Source organism: Streptomyces adelaidensis (assembly GCF_016598475.1).
GTDB lineage: Bacteria > Actinomycetota > Actinomycetes > Streptomycetales > Streptomycetaceae > Streptomyces > Streptomyces adelaidensis.
Map to the genome: position 1 here is coordinate 93,826 of NZ_JAEMUX010000014.1, position 21,536 is coordinate 115,361.

A 21,536-nucleotide genomic window follows, 5' to 3' on the forward strand; every position below is an offset into this window, starting at 1 on the left:
ACTGTTCAGGGGGTGTGGGACTTGTAGGGGTCGGACAAAGGCGCGATGGGGCGCTCAGGCGAGAGTCAGGTCACAGGTGTGCGTGGCGCAGGCCGTGCCGGGTGCGACACGGAGCCGCAGCCGGCCGGCCGTCGACTCCAGCACCTCGACCGAGTCGTCCGCCCGGACCACCGCGCGGACCGGTCCGCCACGCCAAGTGATCTCCACCGGCTCGCCCGTGCGCGGCGGTTCGCTCACGCAGAGGGTAGCGCTCCGTCCCCGGCGGCGTACCAGCACACTCGCCCCGGCCGAGGCGGTCAGCGGGCCCGCCGTACCGGCCTGCCAGAAGTTGGCGGCCGTCAGGCCGAGCGAGGGGACGCGGACGGCCTGGCAGACGCTGTCGTTGGCGAGGACCGACAACCAGCGCCGGTCGGCGGCGCGGGCCGCGACGGCGTGGCGGGCCGCCCCGGGCATGAGGAGGTAGACGTATGCGGCGTCGGTCGGGTCGGTGCCGTGATCCAGCCAGAGGGTCTGCCAGCGGCGGGTGCGGCGTTCGGTCGTGCTGGAGATGTTGATGTCGGACCAGGCGCCGGTGCGGTCCTCGCGGAGGGCGCGGAGGGCGTGGGGGGCGTGGGGGGCGTGGAGGGTGCGCGGGGCGCCGCCCGGCGGGTCGTTCGGGAAGACCCAGCCGCCGTGTCCCTCCAGGTGGGCCCAGCACCTGCCGCGTACCAGGGTCCGCGGCGCTTCGTTGCCGGCCTCCCCCAGGTTGCGGTTGTCGACCACCGTCTCCACCGGCACCCCGTCCGTGCAGCTGATCCCCGCTCCCAGGCAGATGACGGCGTCCGCGACGCAGAACCACGACTTCCGGGCCTGGAGCGTGGAGTTGAGCCCTTTGAGGTGCTGGCCGATCGCCGCGTACTCGCCGTCCGTGGTCCCGCCGACCCACCGTACGGCGGGCTTCGGAACGCCCCATTCGCCGCCTTCCCGGTCGGCGAGCCGCTTGGTGGAGACGGTCGTGCCGGGGAGCCGGTACCAGTCGACGGTCGGCCAGTACCAGTCGGTGTACTGATCGCCGCGGCCCTCGGCCCACCACAGGGTCGTCCCTGCGCCGGTGTGCCAGCCTCGCGGGTTCTCGCCGTTGCCGCATTCGTAGTGGGCGATGCGGTCGGAGGCCATGGCGATGTTCACCGCGAAGCCCGGGCGACGGTGCACGGCGCGGTCCATCGAGGCGAAGAGGCGGTGGCCGACGGGTTCGGGGGCGGCGGCCACCGGGGAGGCGGCGACGGCCTGCAACCGGGCGAGGTCCGCGACGCCGAACCGGGCCGCCGTGAGGATCGGTGTCACCGTGTCCCGCTCGATCCACCCCTTGATCCGCCCGTGCCAGCGCTCGCGCTCGCTCGCGGTGGCGCCGAGCGCGAGCAGCGCGATCGCGGCGATGATCCCCTGCCCATGGAAGTGGTCGCTCCGCATGATGTGCCGGTCGTCGCCCTTGAGGTGGCCCCGGCTGATGGCCCTTCCGTTGACGCTGTCCATGGCCAGGCCGTCGTGGATGAGCGGGGCGTACGCCCGCTCGACACTGTCGAGGGCGATCCGCCGGCCCGGATCCGTCACCTCCCAGCTCGACCCGGCCAGCAGCGCGAAGAGGCGCCCCAGCCCGTCGAGCATGACCTGCCCGTACGTCCCCGAGTACGCGACCCAGGTGTGCTGCACGAACGAGCCGTCGGCGTACAGCCCGTCCCCCTCGGTGACGTACGGGAAGACCGGCGAGAGGGCGTCGCGGGCCAGGGCGATCTTCTCGGGGGCGCGGCCGAGGACGCCGCGCAGGGCGACGGAGCGGCAGAGGTCGACGCGGTTGGCGCCGGTGGAGGTGCCGGTGTACTCGCGGAGCATCGAGTCGGGGATGAAGTGGTCGATCGCCGCGCAGGCGGCGGTCCGTCGAGCGGGCGTCAGCTCGTCGTGCAGGGCGGCGACGATGTCCATCAGCAGGCGGGGGCTGCCGATCTGCCACTCCCACCAGTTGCCGTAGCGGGTGGTCGCGGGGTTGTAGACCGTCGCGGAGAGGTGGTCGAGGCCGCGCAGGACGTCCGCGAGGAGGGCGGCGTCGCCGGTGGAACCGGTGCCCGGTTGTGTGTACGCCTGCGTCATCGTCCAGAGGCGGCTGTAGCTCTGGGTGATGCCGGCGGGCGGGTCGAAGGGGCGGCCCGGCCAGAGGGAGCCGGCGGTGGGCGCCATGGTCGCGCGGAAGCCGCGGGCGAGGTCGCCGGTCTCTTGGAGGCGGGTCGCGTAGGGCTCGGCGGTGGGGTCGTAGCCGGCGCCGAGGGCGATGGTCAGCCAGCGGCGGCGGAGGGTGTCGTACTCGTCGGACTCGTCGTCATCGGGGGCGGCGTACGCGGTGGGGGCGAATGTGGCGGGGGTGGTCGCCGCCAGGACTGCCGCCAGGGTCATGGGGAGGAACAGGACGGTTCGGCGTGTGGGGGGATTGGGAGCCTCGGGGGACTTGGCAGCCTCGGGGGTCATGGGGGTCATGCCCATGCCGTCTATCACTCAGTCGCCACGAGATCAACAGTGAGTGACTGGATGATCACCGTGGCGACAAAGTTGAATCTCGGACGGAATGGGCCCACGGTGGGCCGTGTTCAGTTCATTGAACGTTGAACAACCTCACTCAAGGAGCGCTGTCGCCGGCGGCCCTCCTCATCGGCGCCGGACAGCCCGGACACGGTGCGGGGGCGGGAGGTCTCGGCCTGGACGCCTGGCTGGATCGCACCCCTTGTCGCGCCGCTCACAGGGTTCGCATAATCCAGCAACAGAAATTGGCCCGTTCATGGCAACCAGGGCGGTTCCTTGGCGCCCAGATTGACATGCGCAGGTCATTTCGCTGTCAGTTGGCCAACCCCCCACGGAAGGCATCACGTTGAAGAAGCTCCTCACGGCGGTCAAGAGATGTGCGGTCATCGGTGCCGCGGCCCTTGCGTTCGCCAGCCTTCAGCCCGTCTCGGCCGCGCAGGCCGCCCCGTCGCCCGTTGTCGGTGGAACCCGGGCCGCGCAGGGTGAGTTCCCGTTCATGGTTCGGTTGTCGATGGGCTGTGGCGGCGCGCTGTACACGCAGCAGATCGTGCTCACGGCTGCGCACTGTGTGGGCGCGACCGGGAACAACACCAGCTATACGGCCACGGCCGGTGTCGTGGACCTGCAGAACACCAGTGGCCGGGTCCAGGTCAGGTCGACCAAGGTGTACCGGGCTCCGGGTTACAACGGCGACGGCAAGGACTGGGCGCTCATCAAGCTGGCCTCACCGATCAGCCAGCCGACGCTGAACATCGCCACGACCACGGCGTACAACACCGGCACCTTCACGGTCGCCGGCTGGGGCGCGGCCACCCAGGGCGGGGCGCAGCAGCGGTATCTGCTCAAGGCGACCGTGCCGTTCGTGAGCGACGCGACCTGCCGTTCGTACAGCGGCTACAGCGGGCTCATCGCCGGCGAGGAGATCTGCGCCGGACTGGCGGCGGGCGGCGTCGACACCTGCCAGGGCGACTCCGGCGGGCCGATGTTCCGCCGGGACAACGCGGGCGCGTGGGTCCAGGTCGGCATCGTCAGCTGGGGCATAGGCTGCGCCCAGCCGAACGCCCCCGGCGTCTACACCGAGGTGTCCACCTTCGCGTCCCAGATCGCGGCGGCCGCGGCCACGCTCTGACCGACACTCCCGCACCACTTCGTACGGCATCGAACGGGTCCGGCGCCGCCCAGCGCCGGACCCGTTCCCGTTCTCGTACGTGTTCCTGTTCCCGTTCCTGTTCCCGTTCCTGTTTCCGTCGTCTCTCAGAAACCGCCGCTGAAGTCCCCGCCGCCCCCGAAGTCGCCTCCGCCGCCGAAGTCCCCGCCGCCGAAGCCGCCGCTGAAGTCGTCGGAGTCGAAGTCGGCGCCCGAGACGTCGCCGCCCTCGTAACCGGCGGCCGCGCCGAAGTCGCCGTAGCCGGCGCCGTAGACGGCCGCGTAGGACGGGGTGGCCATCATGCTGCCGAGCATGGTGCCGACGAGGAGGCCGGGGAGGAGGCCGCCGCCGAAGTAGCCGCCCGCCCAGGGGCCGTAGGCGGGGCCTGCGTCCCAGTACGGGCGGCGGCTGCCGGTTGCCGTCTCCACCTCGCGGATCATCGGCTCCTGCCCGTCCGCCAGGCGGGTCTGATCGGCGGCACAGACCGGAACCTCGCGTTCCGCACCGCCCATCGGCGGGGTCCAGAGGACGTCCGCGACCGAGGGGCCGTGACGGGGGTCGAAGAAGCAGGGGGCCCGGCGTTCGGGAAGGGGCCGGCCCTCCCGGCGGGCGGCCAGCTGCGAGAGCGAGAAACGGCCGTCCTCCAGGGCCCGGGTGACCGCGCGCACCTCCTCGGGGCGGGTGGCCGCCGCCATGAGGGACTTGGCCTCCTCGTACGCGTCCAGGGCCCGCTCGTAGTCGGCGCGCATCGCGTCGTCCGCGCCCGCCTCGGCGGGGTGGAAGTCCAGGCGCTCCAGCTCCTCGCCGAAGGCGGTGATGTCCTCGTCCACCACCACCGCCAGCTTGGCCAGCGCCGCTCGGCGTTCCTCTTCCTTGCGGTGGCGGTTGCGGCGGATCAGCGCGTACGCGCCGACGCCGCCCGCCGCCAGGACCGCGCCCGTCGCCGCCAGGGTGCCCGCGTCCACGCCCGCGTCGCCGCCACCGTCGCTCCAACTGGACGGGGCCGTTCCGCCGAGGTCGCCGCGCAGGGCGTCGTCCACGAAGTCGTTGAGCTGGGCCTTGGTGTCGCCGGCGCCCTGGACCGCCGTGACCAGGTTCGCCACGGCCTGCTCGCTCAGGACGCCGCTGTCGGCCCGCGCGTCGAAGCGGTCGCCGAGGCGGATCGCGTAGAGGCCGGTCACGCCCGTCTCCGTGCGGAGGTTCTGGAAGAGGTTCTCGGTCGGGTAGCCGGCCGGGAGCACGGCCACGAAGACCGGCTCATCCGCGTCCTCGATCTTGTCGGCGAGCGCTTCGGCGTCCGCCGAGGAGAGCTGGGCGGAGGCGGCCGGGTCGACGTAGACGGGGCTCTCGCGCAGCGCCTCGGCCACCGTGGAGAGGTCGGTGGCCGCGTGGGCGCTCGGCGCGCCGACCGACAGCACCGCCAGAGCCGCCAGAGCCACTGCGGCGAGCGGCACCATCAGGAGGTGGAGCAGACGTCGGACCGGTGCGCCCTTCATACCTTCGAAGCTACCTCGATCGGCGTGAAAACGGACGATCCGGTCGATGGGGAGCCGAAGAATCCGGAGGTTCCCGCTCCCCACCGACCGCCGTCACGCGCCACGCGTCACGTCACGCGAGCACGTCACGCACGCACGTCACGCGTCACGCCTCGCCGAGAAGGGCGTCACGCCGCCCGGTACGCCTCCCTCAGCTTCGCCAGCGCCTGCGCGTAGCGGCCCGTGAGCAGCAGGTGGTCGGCCACCGCGAAGGGTTTCGCGACCGCCTCCGTCATACGGACGTCCTGGCCCACCTTCTCCCGCACCAGCTGCCGCGCCCGGTACACCGAGGCGGGCACTCCACGCTCCGAGGCCGTCGCCGCCCCCTTCGTCGTCAGGCCCCACCCGTACGGGAACTGCGGGTCGTACGACGTGTCGCCGACGTTGATCGGCAACTGGGCCCCCGACCGGGGCCAGGTCACGGGGAGCCGGCCGGTGAAGGGCCGCCTGCCGTACAGCACGTCCGCGACGCCGTCGCCCTCGGAGCCGGGCAGCCAGGAGGCGACCAGCGCGTCCATGTCGCCGAGCCGGTCGCCGATGAGCTGCGGTCGCCCGGAGACGACCAGCACCGCGCACTTCATGGCGCCGCACACCTTGTCCACGGCGGCCTTGTCGGCGGCGCTCAGCTCCAGGTCGTGGCCGTTGCCGACGTCGCCGAAGCCCTCGGCGTACGGGGTCTCGCCCACGACGACCACGCCGACGTCGTACCCGGCGGTCGGGGCGGAGGCGCCCTTCGAGTACGTGACGCGGTCGCCGCCGACCTTCCGGAGGCCCTCCAGGACGGTCGTGCCCTGCGTGATGTCGCCGGAGGAGCCCTGCCAGGTGATCGTCCAGCCACCGGACTGGTTGCCGAGGTCGTCGGCGTTCGAGCCGGCCACGTACACCTTCTGGGACTTCTTCAGCGGCAGGACCCCGCCCTTGTTCTTCAGCAGGACCTGCGACTTGGCCACCGCCTCGCGGGCCGCCGCGCGGTGGTCGGGCGAGCCGATGTCCGCGATACCCGCCGTGTCGGCGTACGGCTTCTCGAAGAGGCCCAGCCTGAACTTCTGGGTGAGGATGCGGGAGACGGCATCATCCACGCGCCGCTCACTGACGCGCCCCGCCTTCACCTCCGCGACCAGGGTCCGGTGGAAGTCGCCGTACGCGTACGGGACCATGATCATGTCGAGGCCCGCGTTGACGGAGGTGCGGACGTCGCTCGCGTAGTCGCCGGGGATCTGGTCGATGGCCTGCCAGTCGCTGATGACGAAGCCGTCGAAGCCCATCCGGTCCTTGAGGACGCCGTTGATCATGTCGGCGCGGGCGTGCATCTTCACCGCGCCCTTGCCGTCGCCGAGGATGTCGAGGGACGAGAAGGACGGCATGACCGAGCCGACGCCCCGGTCCACGGCCTCCTGGTACGGCGAGAGGTGGACCGCCTCCAGTTCCTGGCGGGTGACCTTGGTGATGCCCTGGTCGATCGTGTACGCCTCGGTCGTGGACGAGCCGTACTCGGTGCCGCCGTCGCCGACAAAGTGCTTGGCCGTGGCCAGGACCTTGTCGCCACGGTCCAGATCCCGCCCGTCGCGGGGCCCTTGCAGGCCCTGGATCATCGTCTCCATCGACTTCACGAGCGCCGGGTCCTCGCCGAAGGACTCGTACGCGCGGCCCCAGCGGTCGTCGCGCGTCACGCACAGGCAGGGGGCGAAGTCCCAGGGGATGCCGGTGGCCCGGGTCTCGGCAGCCGTCAACTCACCCATGCGATGCGCGAGTTCGGGGTCGCGGGTGGCGCCGAGGCCGATGTTGTGCGGGGTGATCGTGGCGCCGAGGAGGTTGTTGTGGCCGTGAACCGCGTCCACCCCGTAGATCAGCGGGATCTGCAGTCGCGTGGCCAGCGCGCGGCGTTGGAAGCCGTCGATCATCTCGGCCCAGGCCTCGGGTGTGTTCCGCGCGGGGGTCGAGCCGCCGCCGGAGAGGATCGAGCCCAGACCGTACGCGGTGATGTCCTCGGGGGTGGCGAGGGCGCCGCGCTCGGCCTGCGTCATCTGGCCGGCCTTCTCCTCCAGGGTCATCCGGGAGAGAAGGTCGGCGACACGCCGCTGCACCGGCAGTTTCGGGTTCAGGTAGGGCAGGCCGTGGGCGCCGATGACGACGGTCGGGGTCTCGGCGGGGGCCTGGGCGCCCGTGACGGTGAGCCGGACGGGGATCGACTCGGCCGTCTCCGCGCCCTTGTCGGGCAGGGTGCGTACGGCGATGGTGCGGGAGGTGCCGGAGGGGGTGCCCGCCGGGAAGGTCAGGGTGCCGTCGGCCGGCCTGTGGTCGGCGTCGGCGTCGGCGTCGGCGGGCGTCCGGTACGTCACGGTGACGGGTTCCGCGACCGCGCCGGTGACGGTGACCCGGATGCGGGCCGTGCCGCCCTCGGCCACGGGGTACGCGGTGGCGTCGGTGGCCACCCGCGCGGGTGCGGCCGTCGTCGCCGTCGCCGTGGGGGCGAACGACAGCGGGATCAGGCCGGACAGGAGGGCGGCCGAGGCCAGCAGGGACGTTTTTCGGACGTGCCGGGTGTCTCCGGGGTGTCGGGTGCTTTCTGTGTGCGGGGTGGTTCCGGTGAGCGGTGTGGTTCCGGTGAGCCGGGTGCTTCGGTCGTTCGTTGAGGACCGCATCGGGTTTTCCTCCACTGAAACTCCAGGACCAGTCGCCGCGCTGAACTCCCGTTTCCCTTTTGTGACTTGATGGGAGTCAACTGTCGGCTTGGGCAGGCGTCAAGACGGCTGTACAACCGTTCGGGAGGCGTGCTGGTCACGTAGTGCTACTGGGGGACGGGCGAACGGGATGCGGCGGAGAGTGCTCACGACGGTCGGCGTACTGACGGGAGCGGCGGTGCTGAGCGGCTGCACGGCGCTCGATCTGCCCCTGGCGGCCGTGGCCGTGGACGCCGACGGGACGCCCCGGGCACTGATCCGGCCGTGCGGTGACGACGGCTACCGGGGTCTGGGGCTGGAGGGCTGGCCGTCCTCAGACGAGGACGAGACGGTCACGACGGGCTGGGCGGTGGCGGGTGAGCGGTCGGGTGACTCGCAGTTCCCGCTGTTCTCGCCGCCGGGCGCGTGGGAGGCCGAGCGCAAGGGGGACAAGGGCGGGCAACGGCTGCTGCCCGGGCACAGCTATCGGCTGGGTTTCGGCCAGTACGCGGGCGGCGACGACCACAACGGGACCGTCGCTTTCACCGCGGCGGACATCTCGGGGCTGGAGCCGGGCCAGGTGTGGGCGGATGACCGGGCCATGAGCCCCGGGGAGTTCGAGGAGCTCGCCGAGGGGGCGTGCTGAGGGTTGTGCGCGGGGGTACTCGGGTGGTCGGGGTGCGTTGGCGGCTGCGGGTGCGTTGTGGTTGCTCGCGCAGTTCCCCGCGCCCCTGAAAGAGCAGGGGCTGCGCCCCGCGCTTTTCGCCTTTGGGGGCGTGGGGAACGGCGCGACCAGCCCCCGCTCAGCCGCGGCCGACGACGTACCCCGACCTGCCGGCCTACTCCGCCGGCTCCACCCCAGCCCGCAGCAGCCCATACGTGTACGCGTCCTCCAGCGCCTGCCAGGACGCCGCGATCACGTTCTCGGCGACGCCGACCGTGGACCACTCGCCCGTGCCGTCGGTCGTGGAGATGAGGACGCGGGTCGTCGAGTTCGTGCCGTGCTTGCCCTCAAGGATGCGGACCTTGTAGTCGACGAGCTCCAGCTTGGCGAGCTGGGGGTAGATCTTCTCCAGGGCGACGCGGAGGGCGCGGTCGAGGGCGTTGACCGGGCCGTTGCCCTCGGCGGTGGCGACGAGGCGTTCGCCCTTGGCCCACAGCTTGACGGTGGCCTCGTTGGCGTGGCTGCCGTCGGGGCGGTCCTCGACGATGGCCCGCCAGGACTCGGTGCGGAAGTAGCGCTGGGGCTTGCCCGCGACCTCGTCGCGCAGCAGGATCTCGAAGCTCGCGTCGGCGGCCTCGTACGTGTAGCCCCTCAGTTCGCGCTCCTTGACGCGCTCGACGACCCGGCCGACCAGCTCACGGTCGTCGCCGAGGTCGACGCCCAGTTCCTTGCCCTTGAGCTCGATGGAGGCGCGGCCCGCCATGTCGGAGACCAGCATCCGCATGGTGTTGCCGACCTGCTCGGGGTCGATGTGCTGGTACAGGTCCGGGTCGACCTTGATCGCGGAGGCGTGCAGGCCGGCCTTGTGCGCGAAGGCCGAGACACCGACGTACGGCTGGTGCGTGGACGGGGTGAGGTTGACGACCTCGGCGATGGCGTGGGAGATGCGGGTCATCTCGCGCAGCGCGCCGTCGGGCAGGACCTTCTTGCCGTACTTCAGCTCCAGGGCGGCGACGACCGGGAAGAGGTTGGAGTTGCCGACGCGCTCGCCGTAGCCGTTGGCCGTGCACTGGACGTGGGTCGCGCCGGCGTCGACGGCGGCCAGGGTGTTGGCGACCGCGCAGCCGGTGTCGTCCTGGGCGTGCATGCCGAGCCGGGCGCCGGTGTCGGCGAGAACCGTGGCGACGACGGCCTGGACCTGGGCGGGGAGCATGCCGCCGTTGGTGTCGCAGAGGATCACTACGTCGGCGCCGGCCTCCGAGGCGGCGCGTACGACCGACTTCGCGTACTCGGGGTTGGCGCGGTATCCGTCGAAGAAGTGCTCGCAGTCGACGAAGACCCGGCGACCCTGCTCGCGCAGGTGGGAGACGGTGTCGCGGACCATCTCCAGGTTCTCGTCGAGGGTGGTGCGCAGCGCCAGCTCGACATGCCGGTCATGGGACTTGGCGACGAGCGTGATGACCGAGGCGCCGGAGTCCAGGAGGGCCTTGACCTGCGGGTCCTCGCTCGCCTTGCCGCCCGCGCGGCGGGTCGCGCCGAAGGCCACGAGCTTGGCGTGCTTGAAGTCGATCTCTTTTTGCGCCCGGGCGAAGAACTCGGTGTCCCTCGGGTTCGCGCCGGGCCAGCCGCCCTCGATGAAGCCGACGCCGAAGTCGTCCAGGTGCCGTGCGATGGCCAGCTTGTCCGCGACCGTGAGGTTGATGCCCTCGCGCTGGGCGCCGTCGCGCAGGGTGGTGTCGAAGACGTGGAACGAGTCGTCGAGCTCGCTGGTTTCCGTCATGGTCTCAAGGCTCCTGAGGATTTCGATCTCGGTCTTTACCGGAATGACCGGCTCCACCGTTCTCCCATGGTCCCTCACGCTGCGCTCCCGGCTGAAGGTGGGCCAGAAAAGCGAAAAACCCCTCGCGGGTGCGAGAGGTCTGCGCGCGGGTCGAAGACGACGATGTCCGCCCGTACCTGGTCGTACGTGGCGGTCACTGCGGACCGGCGCGCCTGCTGCCAATAATCGTGGCGAACGAGAGCACGGGGGCAGTCTGGCACAATCCGCCCCCATGCTCACCGTCCGTCTCAGGATGCGAACAGCGCGCTGATCGACTCGGATCGGCCCACGTTCACGTCATTCGACCCCCGTTCACCTCAAGTGGCGTACGAAGGCGTCCCGGTCGTCGTTCGTGTCCCCTGCGGGGGTGAGGGTGCCGTCGTACGACCAGAAGGCGATCCGGCGTCCGCCGTCGGCGATCCCGCCCGGCTCGACGGTGGCCGAGGCCACGCCGCCTGCGGGGTCCGGGGAGACCAGGGCGGTGGAGCCGGTCTTCAGGTCGCGCAGATACACGGGGTACGCCGTGCCGCCGCCCGGCTTCTCGACGTACACGGTGAAGGTGATGTACCGGCCGTCGGCGCTGACGGCGGGCAGCCGGGTGTACGACTCCCGGGTGGCCGTGCCCGCCGCCGGCCGGACGCGCTTGTTGGCGCCGGAGGCCACGTCGTGCACGAACACGTTCCAGCTCTTGTCCCTGTCGTCCGGGACCAGATGGGTGTCGGCCGACTCGAAGACGACGCTGCGGCCGTCGCCGCTGAGGGACGGCTCCAGGGACTCGCGCTCGGTCGTGGAGCCGTCGTACGAGCGGTCGATCTGGGTGCGGGTGCCCTTGGCGCGGTCGTACATCCAGATGTCGCCCCAGTCGTCGCCGCGCGGGCCGCCCGCGTACCGGTAGTCGTAGACGACGTATCGGCCGTCGTCGCTGACCGAGGGCTTTCCGGCGTCGCGGGGCTCCCAGGTCGGCTTGGGGTGGCTGATCCGCTCGGTGGTCTTCCGCACGCGGTCGCGCAGGAAGACCACGTAGCCCTCGTCGCCGGACGCGACGAACGCGGCGTAGCGGGCGTTCGCGCTGAGGGTGAGTTCACCGGAGGCGGAGAATCCGGCCGGGAGGCCGGTGTCGAGTCGTTCGGTCCGGCCGGTGCGCCGGTCGAGCAGTTCGGAGGAGCCGGCGACGGCGACGTACCGGCCGTCGGCGCTGATCGACGGGCCGCTGCCGCCCGCGACGCGCTCCAGCTTCCCGGTGCGCAGGTCGCGGACGAAGACTCCGCCCGGTTTGCCCGGCACGAGGTCCGTGGCGGACGAGGAGAAGGCCGCGTACCGGCCGTCGCGGCTGATCACGATGTCCCCGGAGGCGCCGTTGCCCGCCTTTCCCTCCGGGGTGACGCTGATCGGTCGGGTGTGCGGGGCGTTGGGCGCGGCGCTCGCCGAGAGCCCGGTCAGGGCGACTGTGGCGGCGACGGCGGCTGCGACGGTGAGTGCGGTGTGTGTACGAGTGCCGGCGTACAAAATCTGTTCCCCCTTGTGGTGCTGCCCATCGGTCTGTCGGTCCGGTCAGTGACCGCGTTTGATGAACACGTCCGCGACCCCGTTGGTGTCGTCCTCGACCAGGTCCTCAGCCGTGGAGGTGAACACCACGGCGCGGCCGTGACGGGTGACCGCGTCCGGGAGCGCGGTGCCGGCCGTGGTCACGGGCCGGTGCGCGCCGGTGCGCCGGTCGAGGAGGGGCAGTGCGCCGTCGCGGGTCAGCAGGACATGGCGGGCGGTGGCGTCGCCGGCGACCGCCGTACTGCCCTCGGGCCCGGCCGGCTCGGTGCGCCCGGTGCGCAGGTCGTGGACGTACGGCTGGGGTGTGCCCGGGGTGGGTGACGTGGCCGGTGTCGTGGTGAGGAGGACCCGGCGGCCATCATCGGACAGTTGTGCGAGGGTGGACGGGGCCTCGGGGTCGGAGACCGGGTGGATGACGCCCGTCCGCCGGTCCTTGACGTAGACGCGGCCGAGCGCGCCCGAGGCCGATCCGGTGAGCACGATCACGTCCCACGCGACGGTGCGGCCGTCGGCGCTCAGCCTGACCCGGTCGATCATGCCCTCGGGCGGCAGCGAGGTGATGCGCTCGTCGGTACCGGTGGCCAGATCGCGGACGTACAGCACGCGGGAGCCCTGGTTGCCGTCGCGGTTGCCGATCACGTATGCGACATGACGGCCGTCGGTGCTGATCGCCCGCACGGTGCCCAGCTCGTAGCTCGTGTCGTCCGGCACCTGCGCGGGCCACAGCTGCTGGGTCTCGCCGGTCACGCGGTCGTACACATACGCTGTCCGCGAGCCGCGCACAGGAAACCCGCCCCGGACGCGACGTCCAGGGCGGGCTCCCGAAACTCAGCGGCTCAGCTCAGCCGCAGGCGACCACGCTCAGCCCAGCTCGTGCATCCACCCGTGCGTGTCCTCCACCGTGCCGCGCTGGATGTTCAGCAGGGCGTCGCGGAGCCTGAGGGTGACGGGGCCGGGCTCGCCGCCGGACTGCTGCCAGGCGGCGCCGGTGCGCTTGACCGTGCCGACGGGGGTGATGACGGCGGCGGTGCCGCAGGCGAAGACCTCGGTGAGGGCTCCGCTCTCGGCGTCGGCCTGCCACTGGTCGATGGAGATGCGGCCCTCCTCGGCGGTGCAACCGAGGTCGGCGGCGAGCGTCAGCAGCGAATCGCGGGTGACGCCCTCCAGGATCGAGCCGGTGAGGGAGGGGGTGACGATGCGGTCGCCGTACACGAAGTACAGGTTCATGCCGCCGAGTTCCTCGACCCACTTGCGCTCGACCGCGTCGAGGTAGCAGACCTGTGCACAGCCCTCGGCGGCGGCCTCGGCCTGGGCGAGCAGGGACGCGGCGTAGTTGCCGCCGGTCTTGGCGTCGCCCACGCCGCCGGGGACGGCACGGACGTGATCCTCGGAGACCCAGATGGAGACGGGCTTCACGCCGCCCGGGAAGTAGGCGCCGGCCGGGGAGGCGATGACCAGGAAGAGGTACTCGTTGGCCGGCTTGACGCCCAGGCCGACCTCAGTGGCGATCATGAACGGGCGCAGATAGAGGGACTCCTCGCCGCCGTGCGCCGGGACCCAGGCCCGGTCCTGCTTCACCAGCGCGTCGCACGCCTCGATGAACGTGTCGACCGGCAGCTCCGGCATACCGAGCCGACGCGCGGAGAGCCGGAAGCGCTCGGCGTTCTTCTCCGGGCGGAAGGTGGCGACGCTCCCGTCGGGCCGGCGGTAGGCCTTCAGCCCCTCGAAGATCTCCTGCGCGTAGTGCAGGACCATGGTGGCCGGGTCGAGGGAGAGCGGCGCGTACGGGACGAGCTGGCCGTCGTGCCAGCCGCGGCCCTCGGTCCACTTGATGACGACCATGTGGTCGGTGAAGTGGCGGCCGAACCCGGGGTTGGCGAGGATCGCCTCGCGCTCCGCGTCGGAGAGTGGCGAGGCCGAGGGCTTGAGCTCGATCGTGGGCGTCGTCATGAGTGGTTGTCCTTCACCGGTTGTGTGTGACGGGCCGCGCTCACATCCGTACGGCCAGTGGCCAGTGTCAGGACGTCCGAGCATTCCCTCACTCCGCGGCTCCGCGTTCGATTATCGCAAGAGGAACGGGCGGAAGAAAACGGCGTGAATGCGACCCAGGGATGATGGTGACACCCGGCGGGGACATGCGGAAGCCGCCGGGTGCTGATGCGACCCGGCGGCTTCGAAGCGTTTCGAGCGCGGCAGGTCAGCCGGCTACTCGTACGGCGAGGGCGTCGCCGATCTCGTCCGTCGTACGGGCCGGCTTGCCGACGCGCTCCGCGAGGTCGGCGGAGACGGCCTCCTCGATCGCTGCGGCCTCGGCCTCGTAGCCGCGGTGGCGCAGGAGCAGCGCGATGGACAGGACCGTGGCGGAGGGGTCGGCCTTGCCCTGGCCGGCGATGTCCGGGGCCGAGCCGTGCACGGGCTCGAACATGGACGGGAACTCGCCGCTCGGGTTGATGTTCCCGGAGGCGGCGACGCCGATGCCGCCGGAGACGGCCGCGGCGAGGTCGGTGATGATGTCGCCGAAGAGGTTGTCGGTGACGATCACGTCGAAGCGGGCCGGGTCGGTGACGAGGTAGATCGTCGCGGCGTCGACGTGGATGTAGTCGGTGGTGACGTCGGGGAACTCCTCGGCCACCTGGTTGAAGATGTTCGTCCAGAGGTGACCGGCGAAGGCCAGCACGTTGTTCTTGTGGACCAGCGTGAGCTTCTTGCGGGGGCGGGCCTGGGCACGGGCGAAGGCGTCACGGACGACGCGCTCGACACCGAACGCCGTGTTGACGGAGACCTCGGTGGCGACCTCGTGCGGGGTGCCCTTGCGGATCGTGCCGCCGTTGCCGGTGTACGGGCCCTCGGTGCCCTCGCGGACCACGATGAAGTCGATCTCGGGCTGGCCCTTGAGGGGGGTCTCGACGCCCGGCAGCAGCTTGCTCGGCCGCAGGTTGACGTGGTGGTCGAAGAGGAACCGGAGCTTCAGCAGGAAGCCGCGCTCCAGGACCCCGGACGGGACGCTCGGGTCGCCGATCGCGCCGAGCAGGATCGCGTCGTGCTGCTTGAGCGCGGCCACGTCGGCGTCGGTGAGGGTCTCACCGGTGGCGTGGTAGCGCCTGGCGCCGAAGTCGTACTCCTTGGTCTCCAGCTTCACATCCTGCGGAAGGACGGCGGAGAGGACTTTCAGCCCCTGGGCCACGACTTCCCTACCGATGCCGTCACCGGGGATCACTGCGAGATTGAGGCTGCGAGACATGACGGCACCGTACTCCTCGGTCCCAGGGAATGACACGGACTGTCCGCGATTTGGACGCGAAAGGGGCAGGCGAGGGACCCGCTAGTGTGACGTTCGCTCCAATCCGTTGACTGGCGTTCACCCGTGCGTTTGCCGGGAGTTGGCCTCTGCTGGGAAGTTGAACAGCCATGGACACCCCGAACCTCGGCATCCCGCAGCGGCTCGCGCGCCGGCTCAGCATGCCGGAACAGTACGAGTACCTGCGCACGAAGCTCTCCCGGCGCGGCACCCTGGCGACCGCGGGCGCGATGGCGGGCGGGCTGCTGGTCGGCGGCTGCTCGGGGTCCGAGGAGGAGCCGGCGAGGAAGCGGTCGTCCCCGCCCGCGCCGGCCGCCGCCACCGGCAGGGTCCACGGCTCGGTCGTCGTCCCCTTCGGCCGCCGGCTCGCCTTCGGCGCGGATCCGAAGACGCAGATGCGGATCTCCTGGCAGGTGCCGTTCGCCGTCAAGCAGCCGTACGTCCGGGTCGGGCTGAAACCCTGGGAGCTGAGCCGGAAGATCGAGGCCGAGCTGCGCGACCTGCGCACCCCGTCCCTGTCGGAAATGCTGCCCTCGGTCGACCAGTACTACCTGCACGCGGCGCTCGACGGCCTGAAACCCGGCACGACGTACTACTACGGGGTCGGCCACGAGGGCTTCGACCCGGCCGACCGGCTGGAGACGCTGGGCACCTTCACCACGGCCCCGGCGAAGGCGGAGTCCTTCGTCTTCACCGCGTTCGGCGACCAAGGCGTCAGCTACGACGCCCTGGCCAACGACCAGGTGATCCTCGGCCAGAACCCGGCCTTCCACCTCCACGCCGGTGACATCTGCTACGCCGACACCACCGGCCACGGCGAGGAGGGCGACGTCTACGACGCCCGCGTCTGGGACCAGTTCCTCGCCCAGACCGAGTCGGTCGCCAAGTCGGTGCCGTGGATGGTCTCGTACGGCAACCACGACATGGAGGCCTGGTACTCCCTCGACGGCTACGGCGGCCAACTCGCCCGCTGGTCACTGCCGGAGAACGGCTTCGACCCGCGCAAGGCGCCCGGGGTCTACTCCTTCGTCTACGGCAATGTCGGCGTCGTCTCCCTCGACGCGAACGACGTGTCGTACGAGATCCCCGCCAACCTCGGTTACACGGACGGGAAGCAGACGAAGTGGCTGGACCGGCGCCTCGGCGAGCTGCGGGCGTCCGACGCGGTGGACTTCGTCGTCGTCTTCTTCCACCACTGCGTGTACTCGACGTCCACGCACGCCTCGGACGGGGGCCTGCGCGACACCTGGCTGCCGCTCTTCACCAAGCACCAGGTCGACCTCGTCATCAACGGCCACAACCACGTCTACGAGCGCACCGACGCCATCAAGGGCGGCAGGGTGGGCAAGCGGGTCCCGGTGGGCGCGTCGACCGATCCGACGCGGGACGGGACGGTGTACGTCACGGCGGGCGGGGCCGGCAAGGAGCTGTACGGCTTCCCGGAGGGCGTGGCGGACAGCTACGAGGGCAGGACCGACGAGCGTGAGTCCGTGGAGTCGTACCACTGGACGAAGGAACGCGAGCAGAAGTCCGAGACGGTGGAGTGGTCGCGGGTGCGCTACACCGGCTTCTCGTTCTTGTCGGTGGAGGTGGAGGCGGGCACCGCTCCCCGTCTCAAGGTCTCGGCACTCGCCCAGACCGGAGCGCGCATCGATCACTTCGAGGTGCGGCGCGGCGCGTGAGTCGTCCACCCACGGGCCGCACCGCACCCCGAACGGGTGCGGCTCCCGGCTGAAGGGGTGCCGGGCGCTCAGTGCCCGGTCGAGCCGCCGTTGTCCCTGCGGTCGAGGGCGCGCTGGAGCGCGGCGGCGGCGTTCTTGCGGTCGGACTCGGTCGTCCGGGAAACGTGGCGGACTCGGCGGCGGACGGTCGTCTCGGCCATGGGGAATCGACTCCTTCGAGGCAGTCCGGAGTACGGAAACGGGGGGTTACGAGACTCCCCCACTGCCTAATGGGCGTGGGAGGTGCCCCCAGGTGGGGCGGGGAGCGGGGCCGCAGGGGTTGCCTGCCTCGGGCTCCGGCTCACGACCGCCATTCGCTTGGTCGAGCGATACGTTCGGCTCCTACAAAGCTAGGCGAGGCCGGCGCATCTGTCTCCACAGTTAGTCGGACTTCCTACTATCTGAGACGGTGGATTGGGTCACACCGCGCTGACCTGTGCCTTCTTCCTCCGGCGGGAACGACGGAACGGGCCGGATCGTGAACGACCCGGCCCGTTCGCCTCTGCCTCGCCCGCTGCCTCGCCCGCTGCCTCGCCCGCTGTCAGCCCATGTGCGGGTACACGTAGTCCGTCGGCGCGACCAGCGTCTCCTTGACGGCGCGGGTCAGGGTCCAGCGCATCAGGTTCTGCGGGGCGCCGGCCTTGTCGTTCGTGCCGGAGGCGCGACCGCCGCCGAAGGGCTGCTGGCCGACGACGGCGCCGGTGGACTTGTCGTTGATGTAGAAGTTGCCGGCCGCGTAGCGGAGCTTCTCCATCGTGTACGCCGCCGCCGCGCGGTCGCCCGCGATCACCGAGCCCGTCAGGGCGTAGGCGGAGACCGACTCCATCTGGGTCAGCATCTCGTCGTACGCGTCGGCCGTGCTGTCGTCGTACACGTGCACGGCGAGGAACGGGCCGAAGTACTCGGTGGTGAAGACCTCGTTGGCCGGGTCGGTGCACTCGACGACGGTCGGGCGGACGAAGTAGCCGACCGCGTCGTCGTACGTGCCGCCCGCGACGACCGTGCAGGACGGGTCGGCGTGTGCCCGGTCGATCGCCGCCTTGTTCTTGGCGAAGGAGCGCTCGTCGATGACGGCGCCGACGAAGTTCGACAGGTCGGTGACATCACCCATGGTGATGCCGTCGACCTCGGCCGCGAACTCCTCCTTGAAGCCGGAGTTCCAGATGGAGGCCGGGATGTACGCGCGGGAGGTCGCGCTGCACTTCTGGCCCTGGTACTCGAAGGAACCGCGGGTGAGGGCCGTCTTCAGTACGGCACGGTCGGCGCTCGGGTGGGCCACCACGAAGTCCTTGCCGCCGGTCTCGCCGACCAGCCGCGGGTACGAGCGGTACTTCTCGATGTTCGCGCCGACCGTCTTCCACAGGTACTGGAAGGTCTTCGTCGACCCGGTGAAGTGGATGCCCGCGAGATCACGGTGCTCCAGCGCCACTTCGGAGACCTCGATGCCGTCGCCGGTGACGAGGTTGATGACACCCTTCGGCATGCCCGCCTCCTCCAGCAGCCGCATCAGCAGGACGGCCGCGTGGGTCTGGGTCGGGGACGGCTTCCAGACGACGACATTGCCCATGAGGGCCGGGGCGGTCGGCAGATTGCCCGCGATCGCACTGAAGTTGAAGGGCGTGATCGCGTAGACGAAGCCCTCCAGCGGGCGGTGGTCGAGGCGGTTCCAGACGCCCGGCGAGTTGGCCGGCGGCTGCTCGGCGAGCAGGTCACGGGCGTACTTGACGTTGAAGCGCCAGAAGTCGACCAGCTCGCAGGGACAGTCGATCTCGGCCTGCTGGGCGGTCTTCGACTGGCCGAGCATGGTGGAGGCGGCCAACGTCTCGCGCCAGGGGCCGGCGAGCAGTTCGGCGGCGCGCAGGATGATCGCGGCGCGGTCGTCGAAGGACATCGCGCGCCAGGCGGGCGCGGCGGCGAGGGCCGCGTCGATGGCGTCCTGGGCGTCCTGCCGGGTGGCGTTGCCGTAGGTGCCGAGGCGTGCCTTGTGGTTGTGCGGCTGTACGACGTCGAAGCGCTCGCCGCCGCCCATCCGCTGCTCGCCGCCGATCGTCATGAGCAGGTCGACCGGGTTCTCGGCCAGCTCCTTCAGCCTGGCCTCCAGACGGGCGCGCTCGGGCGAGCCGGGGGCGTAGCCGTGCACCGGCTCGTTGACGGGGGTGGGGACCTGGGTCACAGCGTCCATGGGTTCCGAACTCCTTACTGAGCGGTGTGCTTAGCCCTTGGTGATCAAGCTTCGTGCGAAGAACCGCAGGTTGGCGGGCTTCTCCGCGAGGCGGCGCATGAAGTAGCCGTACCAGTCGGTGCCGTAGGCCGTGTAGACGCGCATGCGGTGGCCCTCGGCGGCCAGGCGGAGGTGTTCGTCGCCGCGGATGCCGTACAGCATCTGGAACTCGTACTCGTCGAGCTTGCGGTCGGCCTGCCGGGCGAGTTCCTGGGCGATGGAGATGAGGCGCGGGTCGTGGGAGCCGATCATCGGGTAGCCCTCGCCGTCCATCAGGGTGCGCAGGATCCGGACGTACGCCTTGTCGATCTCGTGTTTGTGCTGGTGAGCGACGTCGGCCGGCTCCTTGTACGCCCCCTTCACGAGCCGCACCCGGCTGCCGGCCCCGGCGAGACGGCGGGCGTCGGCCTCGGTGCGGAAGAGGTAGGCCTGGATGACGCAGCCGGTCTGCGGGAAGTCCTTCCGCAGCTCCTCGTGGATGGCGAACATCGAGTCGAGGGTGGTGTGGTCCTCGGCGTCGAGCGTGACGGTCGTACCGATGGCGGCGGCAGCCTCGACGACCGGGCGGACATTGGCCAGGGCCAGCTCGTGGCCGCCGTTGAATGTAGGGGCGAGTCCGAAGGGCTCTCGGTTGAGGGCGGTGGTGGGTGACGGGAGGGACTGGCCGAACATCGACAGCTTGACGGACATCTCGGCCCTGGTACCCAGCTCCAGCCCCTTCAGCCGGTCGACGAGTTCCAGATAGGCGTCCCGGGCGGCGGCGGCCTGCTCGGGCGTGGTGATGTCCTCGCCGACGACGTCCATCGTCAGCTCCAGGCCCCGGTCGGTGAGCGCCCGGACGATCGGGACGATCTCGTCGACCGTCTCACCGGGGATGAAGCGGTCGACGACCTGCTTGGTCACCGGGGCCGCCGAGACCAGGCGTCGCATCCGGTCGCTGCGCGACGCGGCAAGAATCACGGGACCCAGCACGGGGCACCTCCACAAACCAGCAGATAGAACCACCGTGAAACCTAAGGATCCCTCCGATCGTCGGCCATCGACAGCTGTCACGCATTCGTGCCCTGGATCTCAGACATCTGTATGAAGGACGGTGAAACCGCGGGAGAATGCCCGCGTGACGGACGTTTTCGAGGCGGGCGCGGACGTGGGCGGTGGCGACGATGACGGGTGCGAGCGGTAACAGCGGTGGCGGGCGCGGCGAGTACCAGGAGCTCGTCGACGAGATCTCGGGGCTGCTCGGCGCCCCGGCGACGCTGGAGAACCGCGACTTCGAGCTGATCGCCTTCGGCGCGTACGACAGTGAGGGCGATCTCGACCCGTCGGCCCTGGACCCGGTCCGCACCCGCTCGATCCTGACCCGCCGCTCGACGGCGGCCGTCCGCGCCTGGTTCGAGGGCTACGGCATCACCCGGGCGACGGCCCCCGTCCGCATCCCACCCGCCTCCGAGGCCGGGGTCCTCCGAGGCCGTATCTGCCTCCCGGTACGCCATCGGGGTGTCGTCCTCGGTTACGTCTGGCTGCTGGACGGCGATCCGGGCCCCACCGACGTACAGCTGTCCGCCGCCATGGCGGTCGCCTCCCGCATCGGCGCCCTCCTCGGGGACGAGGCCCAGGCCGGCGCCGACCTCACCCGCGAGCTGCGCGCGGTTCTCACCGCCGAGCGCGGCTGGGAGCACGACATGGCGGTCGCGGAACTGCGCACGGCCCTCGGCCCCCGCGGCGACGGCGTCCACACGATGGTGTGCGTGGCCCCCTGGCCGTCCCCCGCCCCGGAGGACGCCCCTTCGTTCCGTACGGTGCCGGGGGCGATCGCGCTGTGCACGGTGCCGTGCGGCGCGGCGGGCCAGGGCCTGGCCCTGCTGGTGCGGCTCCGCTCGGCGGACGTGCCGGCCCCGGCGCTCACGGCCGCCGCCCGGGTCCTGGAACGCGCGGGCGCCCACGCGGCGGCCGGCGTCGCGAGCGCCCGCACGGGCCTCGCCGACCTGGGCACCGCCTGGCGCGAGGCCTCGGCGGCGGCGCGCGCGGTGCTGGCGGAGCCCCGCCTCGGCCCGGTCGCCGAGTGGCGCTCCATCGGCCCGTACCGCCTCCTCACCGCCCTCCCCCGCGACACCCCCCAGGACCCCTCAGTGCGCACCCTCCTGTCCCCCGCCCACCATGAACTCGCCCACACCGCAGAGGTGTTCCTCGACCGCGCCGGCCAGGCCGGCCGCACCGCCGCCGAACTGGGCATCCACCGCCAGACCCTCTACTACCGCCTCTCCCGCGTCGAACAACTCACGGGCCTGGACCTGGACGACGGCGAGGACCGGCTGTTGCTGCACATGGCGCTGAAGGGGGCGCGGCTCTGAACTCCGGCACGTGCCTCTAATCGACCTC

The 21,536-nt window shown here is 71.0% G+C and carries 15 protein-coding genes; 4 read left to right on the top strand and 11 right to left on the bottom strand.

Annotated features, from left to right (window positions below; genetic code table 11):
- Positions 1–54: 54 nt before the first annotated feature.
- Positions 55–2,505: a polysaccharide lyase 8 family protein gene (locus I8N67_RS11185; RefSeq protein ID WP_200302650.1), complete on the bottom strand. Its 2,451-nt coding sequence runs from the start codon at positions 2,503–2,505 to the stop codon at positions 55–57.
- A 388-nt stretch (positions 2,506–2,893) separates the two neighbouring features.
- Here I8N67_RS11185 and I8N67_RS11190 point away from each other — a divergent pair, with 388 nt between their 5' ends.
- Positions 2,894–3,676, top strand: coding sequence for a serine protease (locus tag I8N67_RS11190; protein WP_200302651.1), 783 nt, complete (start codon positions 2,894–2,896; stop codon positions 3,674–3,676).
- A gap of 125 nt (positions 3,677–3,801) precedes the next feature.
- Here the strand turns inward: I8N67_RS11190 and I8N67_RS11195 are convergent, their stop codons facing one another.
- Positions 3,802–5,190, bottom strand: coding sequence for a hypothetical protein (locus tag I8N67_RS11195; protein ID WP_200302652.1), 1,389 nt, complete (start codon positions 5,188–5,190; stop codon positions 3,802–3,804).
- 167 nt (positions 5,191–5,357) lie between these two features.
- A complete protein-coding gene (locus I8N67_RS11200; RefSeq protein ID WP_200302653.1) occupies positions 5,358–7,871 on the bottom strand; it encodes a glycoside hydrolase family 3 N-terminal domain-containing protein in 2,514 nt (837 codons plus the stop codon).
- Positions 7,872–8,040: 169 nt separating this feature from the next.
- Here I8N67_RS11200 and I8N67_RS11205 point away from each other — a divergent pair, with 169 nt between their 5' ends.
- The gene (locus tag I8N67_RS11205) at positions 8,041–8,535 is read left to right on the top strand and encodes a hypothetical protein (protein ID WP_200302654.1); all 495 of its coding nucleotides are present in this window, start codon (positions 8,041–8,043) and stop codon (positions 8,533–8,535) included.
- Positions 8,536–8,728: 193 nt separating this feature from the next.
- Here the strand turns inward: I8N67_RS11205 and cimA are convergent, their stop codons facing one another.
- From cimA to I8N67_RS11230, 5 genes are all read right to left on the bottom strand, one after another.
- A complete protein-coding gene (gene cimA, locus I8N67_RS11210; protein ID WP_200302655.1) occupies positions 8,729–10,333 on the bottom strand; it encodes a citramalate synthase in 1,605 nt (534 codons plus the stop codon).
- A 351-nt stretch (positions 10,334–10,684) separates the two neighbouring features.
- On the bottom strand, positions 10,685–11,878 hold the full coding sequence (locus I8N67_RS11215; protein WP_200302657.1) for a TolB family protein: 1,194 nt from the start codon (positions 11,876–11,878) through the stop codon (positions 10,685–10,687).
- Between the two features lie 45 nt (positions 11,879–11,923).
- Positions 11,924–12,676, bottom strand: coding sequence for a TolB family protein (locus I8N67_RS11220; protein WP_200302659.1), 753 nt, complete (start codon positions 12,674–12,676; stop codon positions 11,924–11,926).
- Between the two features lie 102 nt (positions 12,677–12,778).
- Positions 12,779–13,867, bottom strand: a complete 1,089-nt coding sequence (locus tag I8N67_RS11225; RefSeq protein WP_200302661.1) for a branched-chain amino acid aminotransferase — start codon at positions 13,865–13,867, stop codon at positions 12,779–12,781.
- Positions 13,868–14,114: 247 nt separating this feature from the next.
- The gene (locus I8N67_RS11230) at positions 14,115–15,158 is read right to left on the bottom strand and encodes a 3-isopropylmalate dehydrogenase (protein ID WP_200302663.1); all 1,044 of its coding nucleotides are present in this window, start codon (positions 15,156–15,158) and stop codon (positions 14,115–14,117) included.
- Positions 15,159–15,325: 167 nt separating this feature from the next.
- On the opposite strand from I8N67_RS11230, the gene I8N67_RS11235 reads away from it, so the two are divergent.
- Positions 15,326–16,897, top strand: a complete 1,572-nt coding sequence (locus tag I8N67_RS11235) for a purple acid phosphatase family protein (protein ID WP_200302665.1) — start codon at positions 15,326–15,328, stop codon at positions 16,895–16,897.
- Positions 16,898–16,965: 68 nt separating this feature from the next.
- Here I8N67_RS11235 and I8N67_RS43815 read toward each other — a convergent pair whose 3' ends face one another.
- From I8N67_RS43815 to I8N67_RS11245, 3 genes are all read right to left on the bottom strand, one after another.
- The gene (locus tag I8N67_RS43815; RefSeq protein ID WP_005479955.1) at positions 16,966–17,097 is read right to left on the bottom strand and encodes a hypothetical protein; all 132 of its coding nucleotides are present in this window, start codon (positions 17,095–17,097) and stop codon (positions 16,966–16,968) included.
- A gap of 380 nt (positions 17,098–17,477) precedes the next feature.
- Positions 17,478–19,118 carry an L-glutamate gamma-semialdehyde dehydrogenase gene (pruA, locus tag I8N67_RS11240; RefSeq protein ID WP_200302666.1) on the bottom strand — a complete coding sequence of 547 codons (1,641 nt, stop codon included), beginning with the start codon at positions 19,116–19,118 and terminating at the stop codon, positions 17,478–17,480.
- Between the two features lie 30 nt (positions 19,119–19,148).
- Positions 19,149–20,129 carry a proline dehydrogenase family protein gene (locus I8N67_RS11245; RefSeq protein WP_200302667.1) on the bottom strand — a complete coding sequence of 327 codons (981 nt, stop codon included), beginning with the start codon at positions 20,127–20,129 and terminating at the stop codon, positions 19,149–19,151.
- A 191-nt stretch (positions 20,130–20,320) separates the two neighbouring features.
- On the opposite strand from I8N67_RS11245, the gene I8N67_RS11250 reads away from it, so the two are divergent.
- On the top strand, positions 20,321–21,508 hold the full coding sequence (locus I8N67_RS11250) for a PucR family transcriptional regulator (RefSeq protein WP_200302702.1): 1,188 nt from the start codon (positions 20,321–20,323) through the stop codon (positions 21,506–21,508).
- The last annotated feature ends 28 nt before the right edge of the window (positions 21,509–21,536 follow it).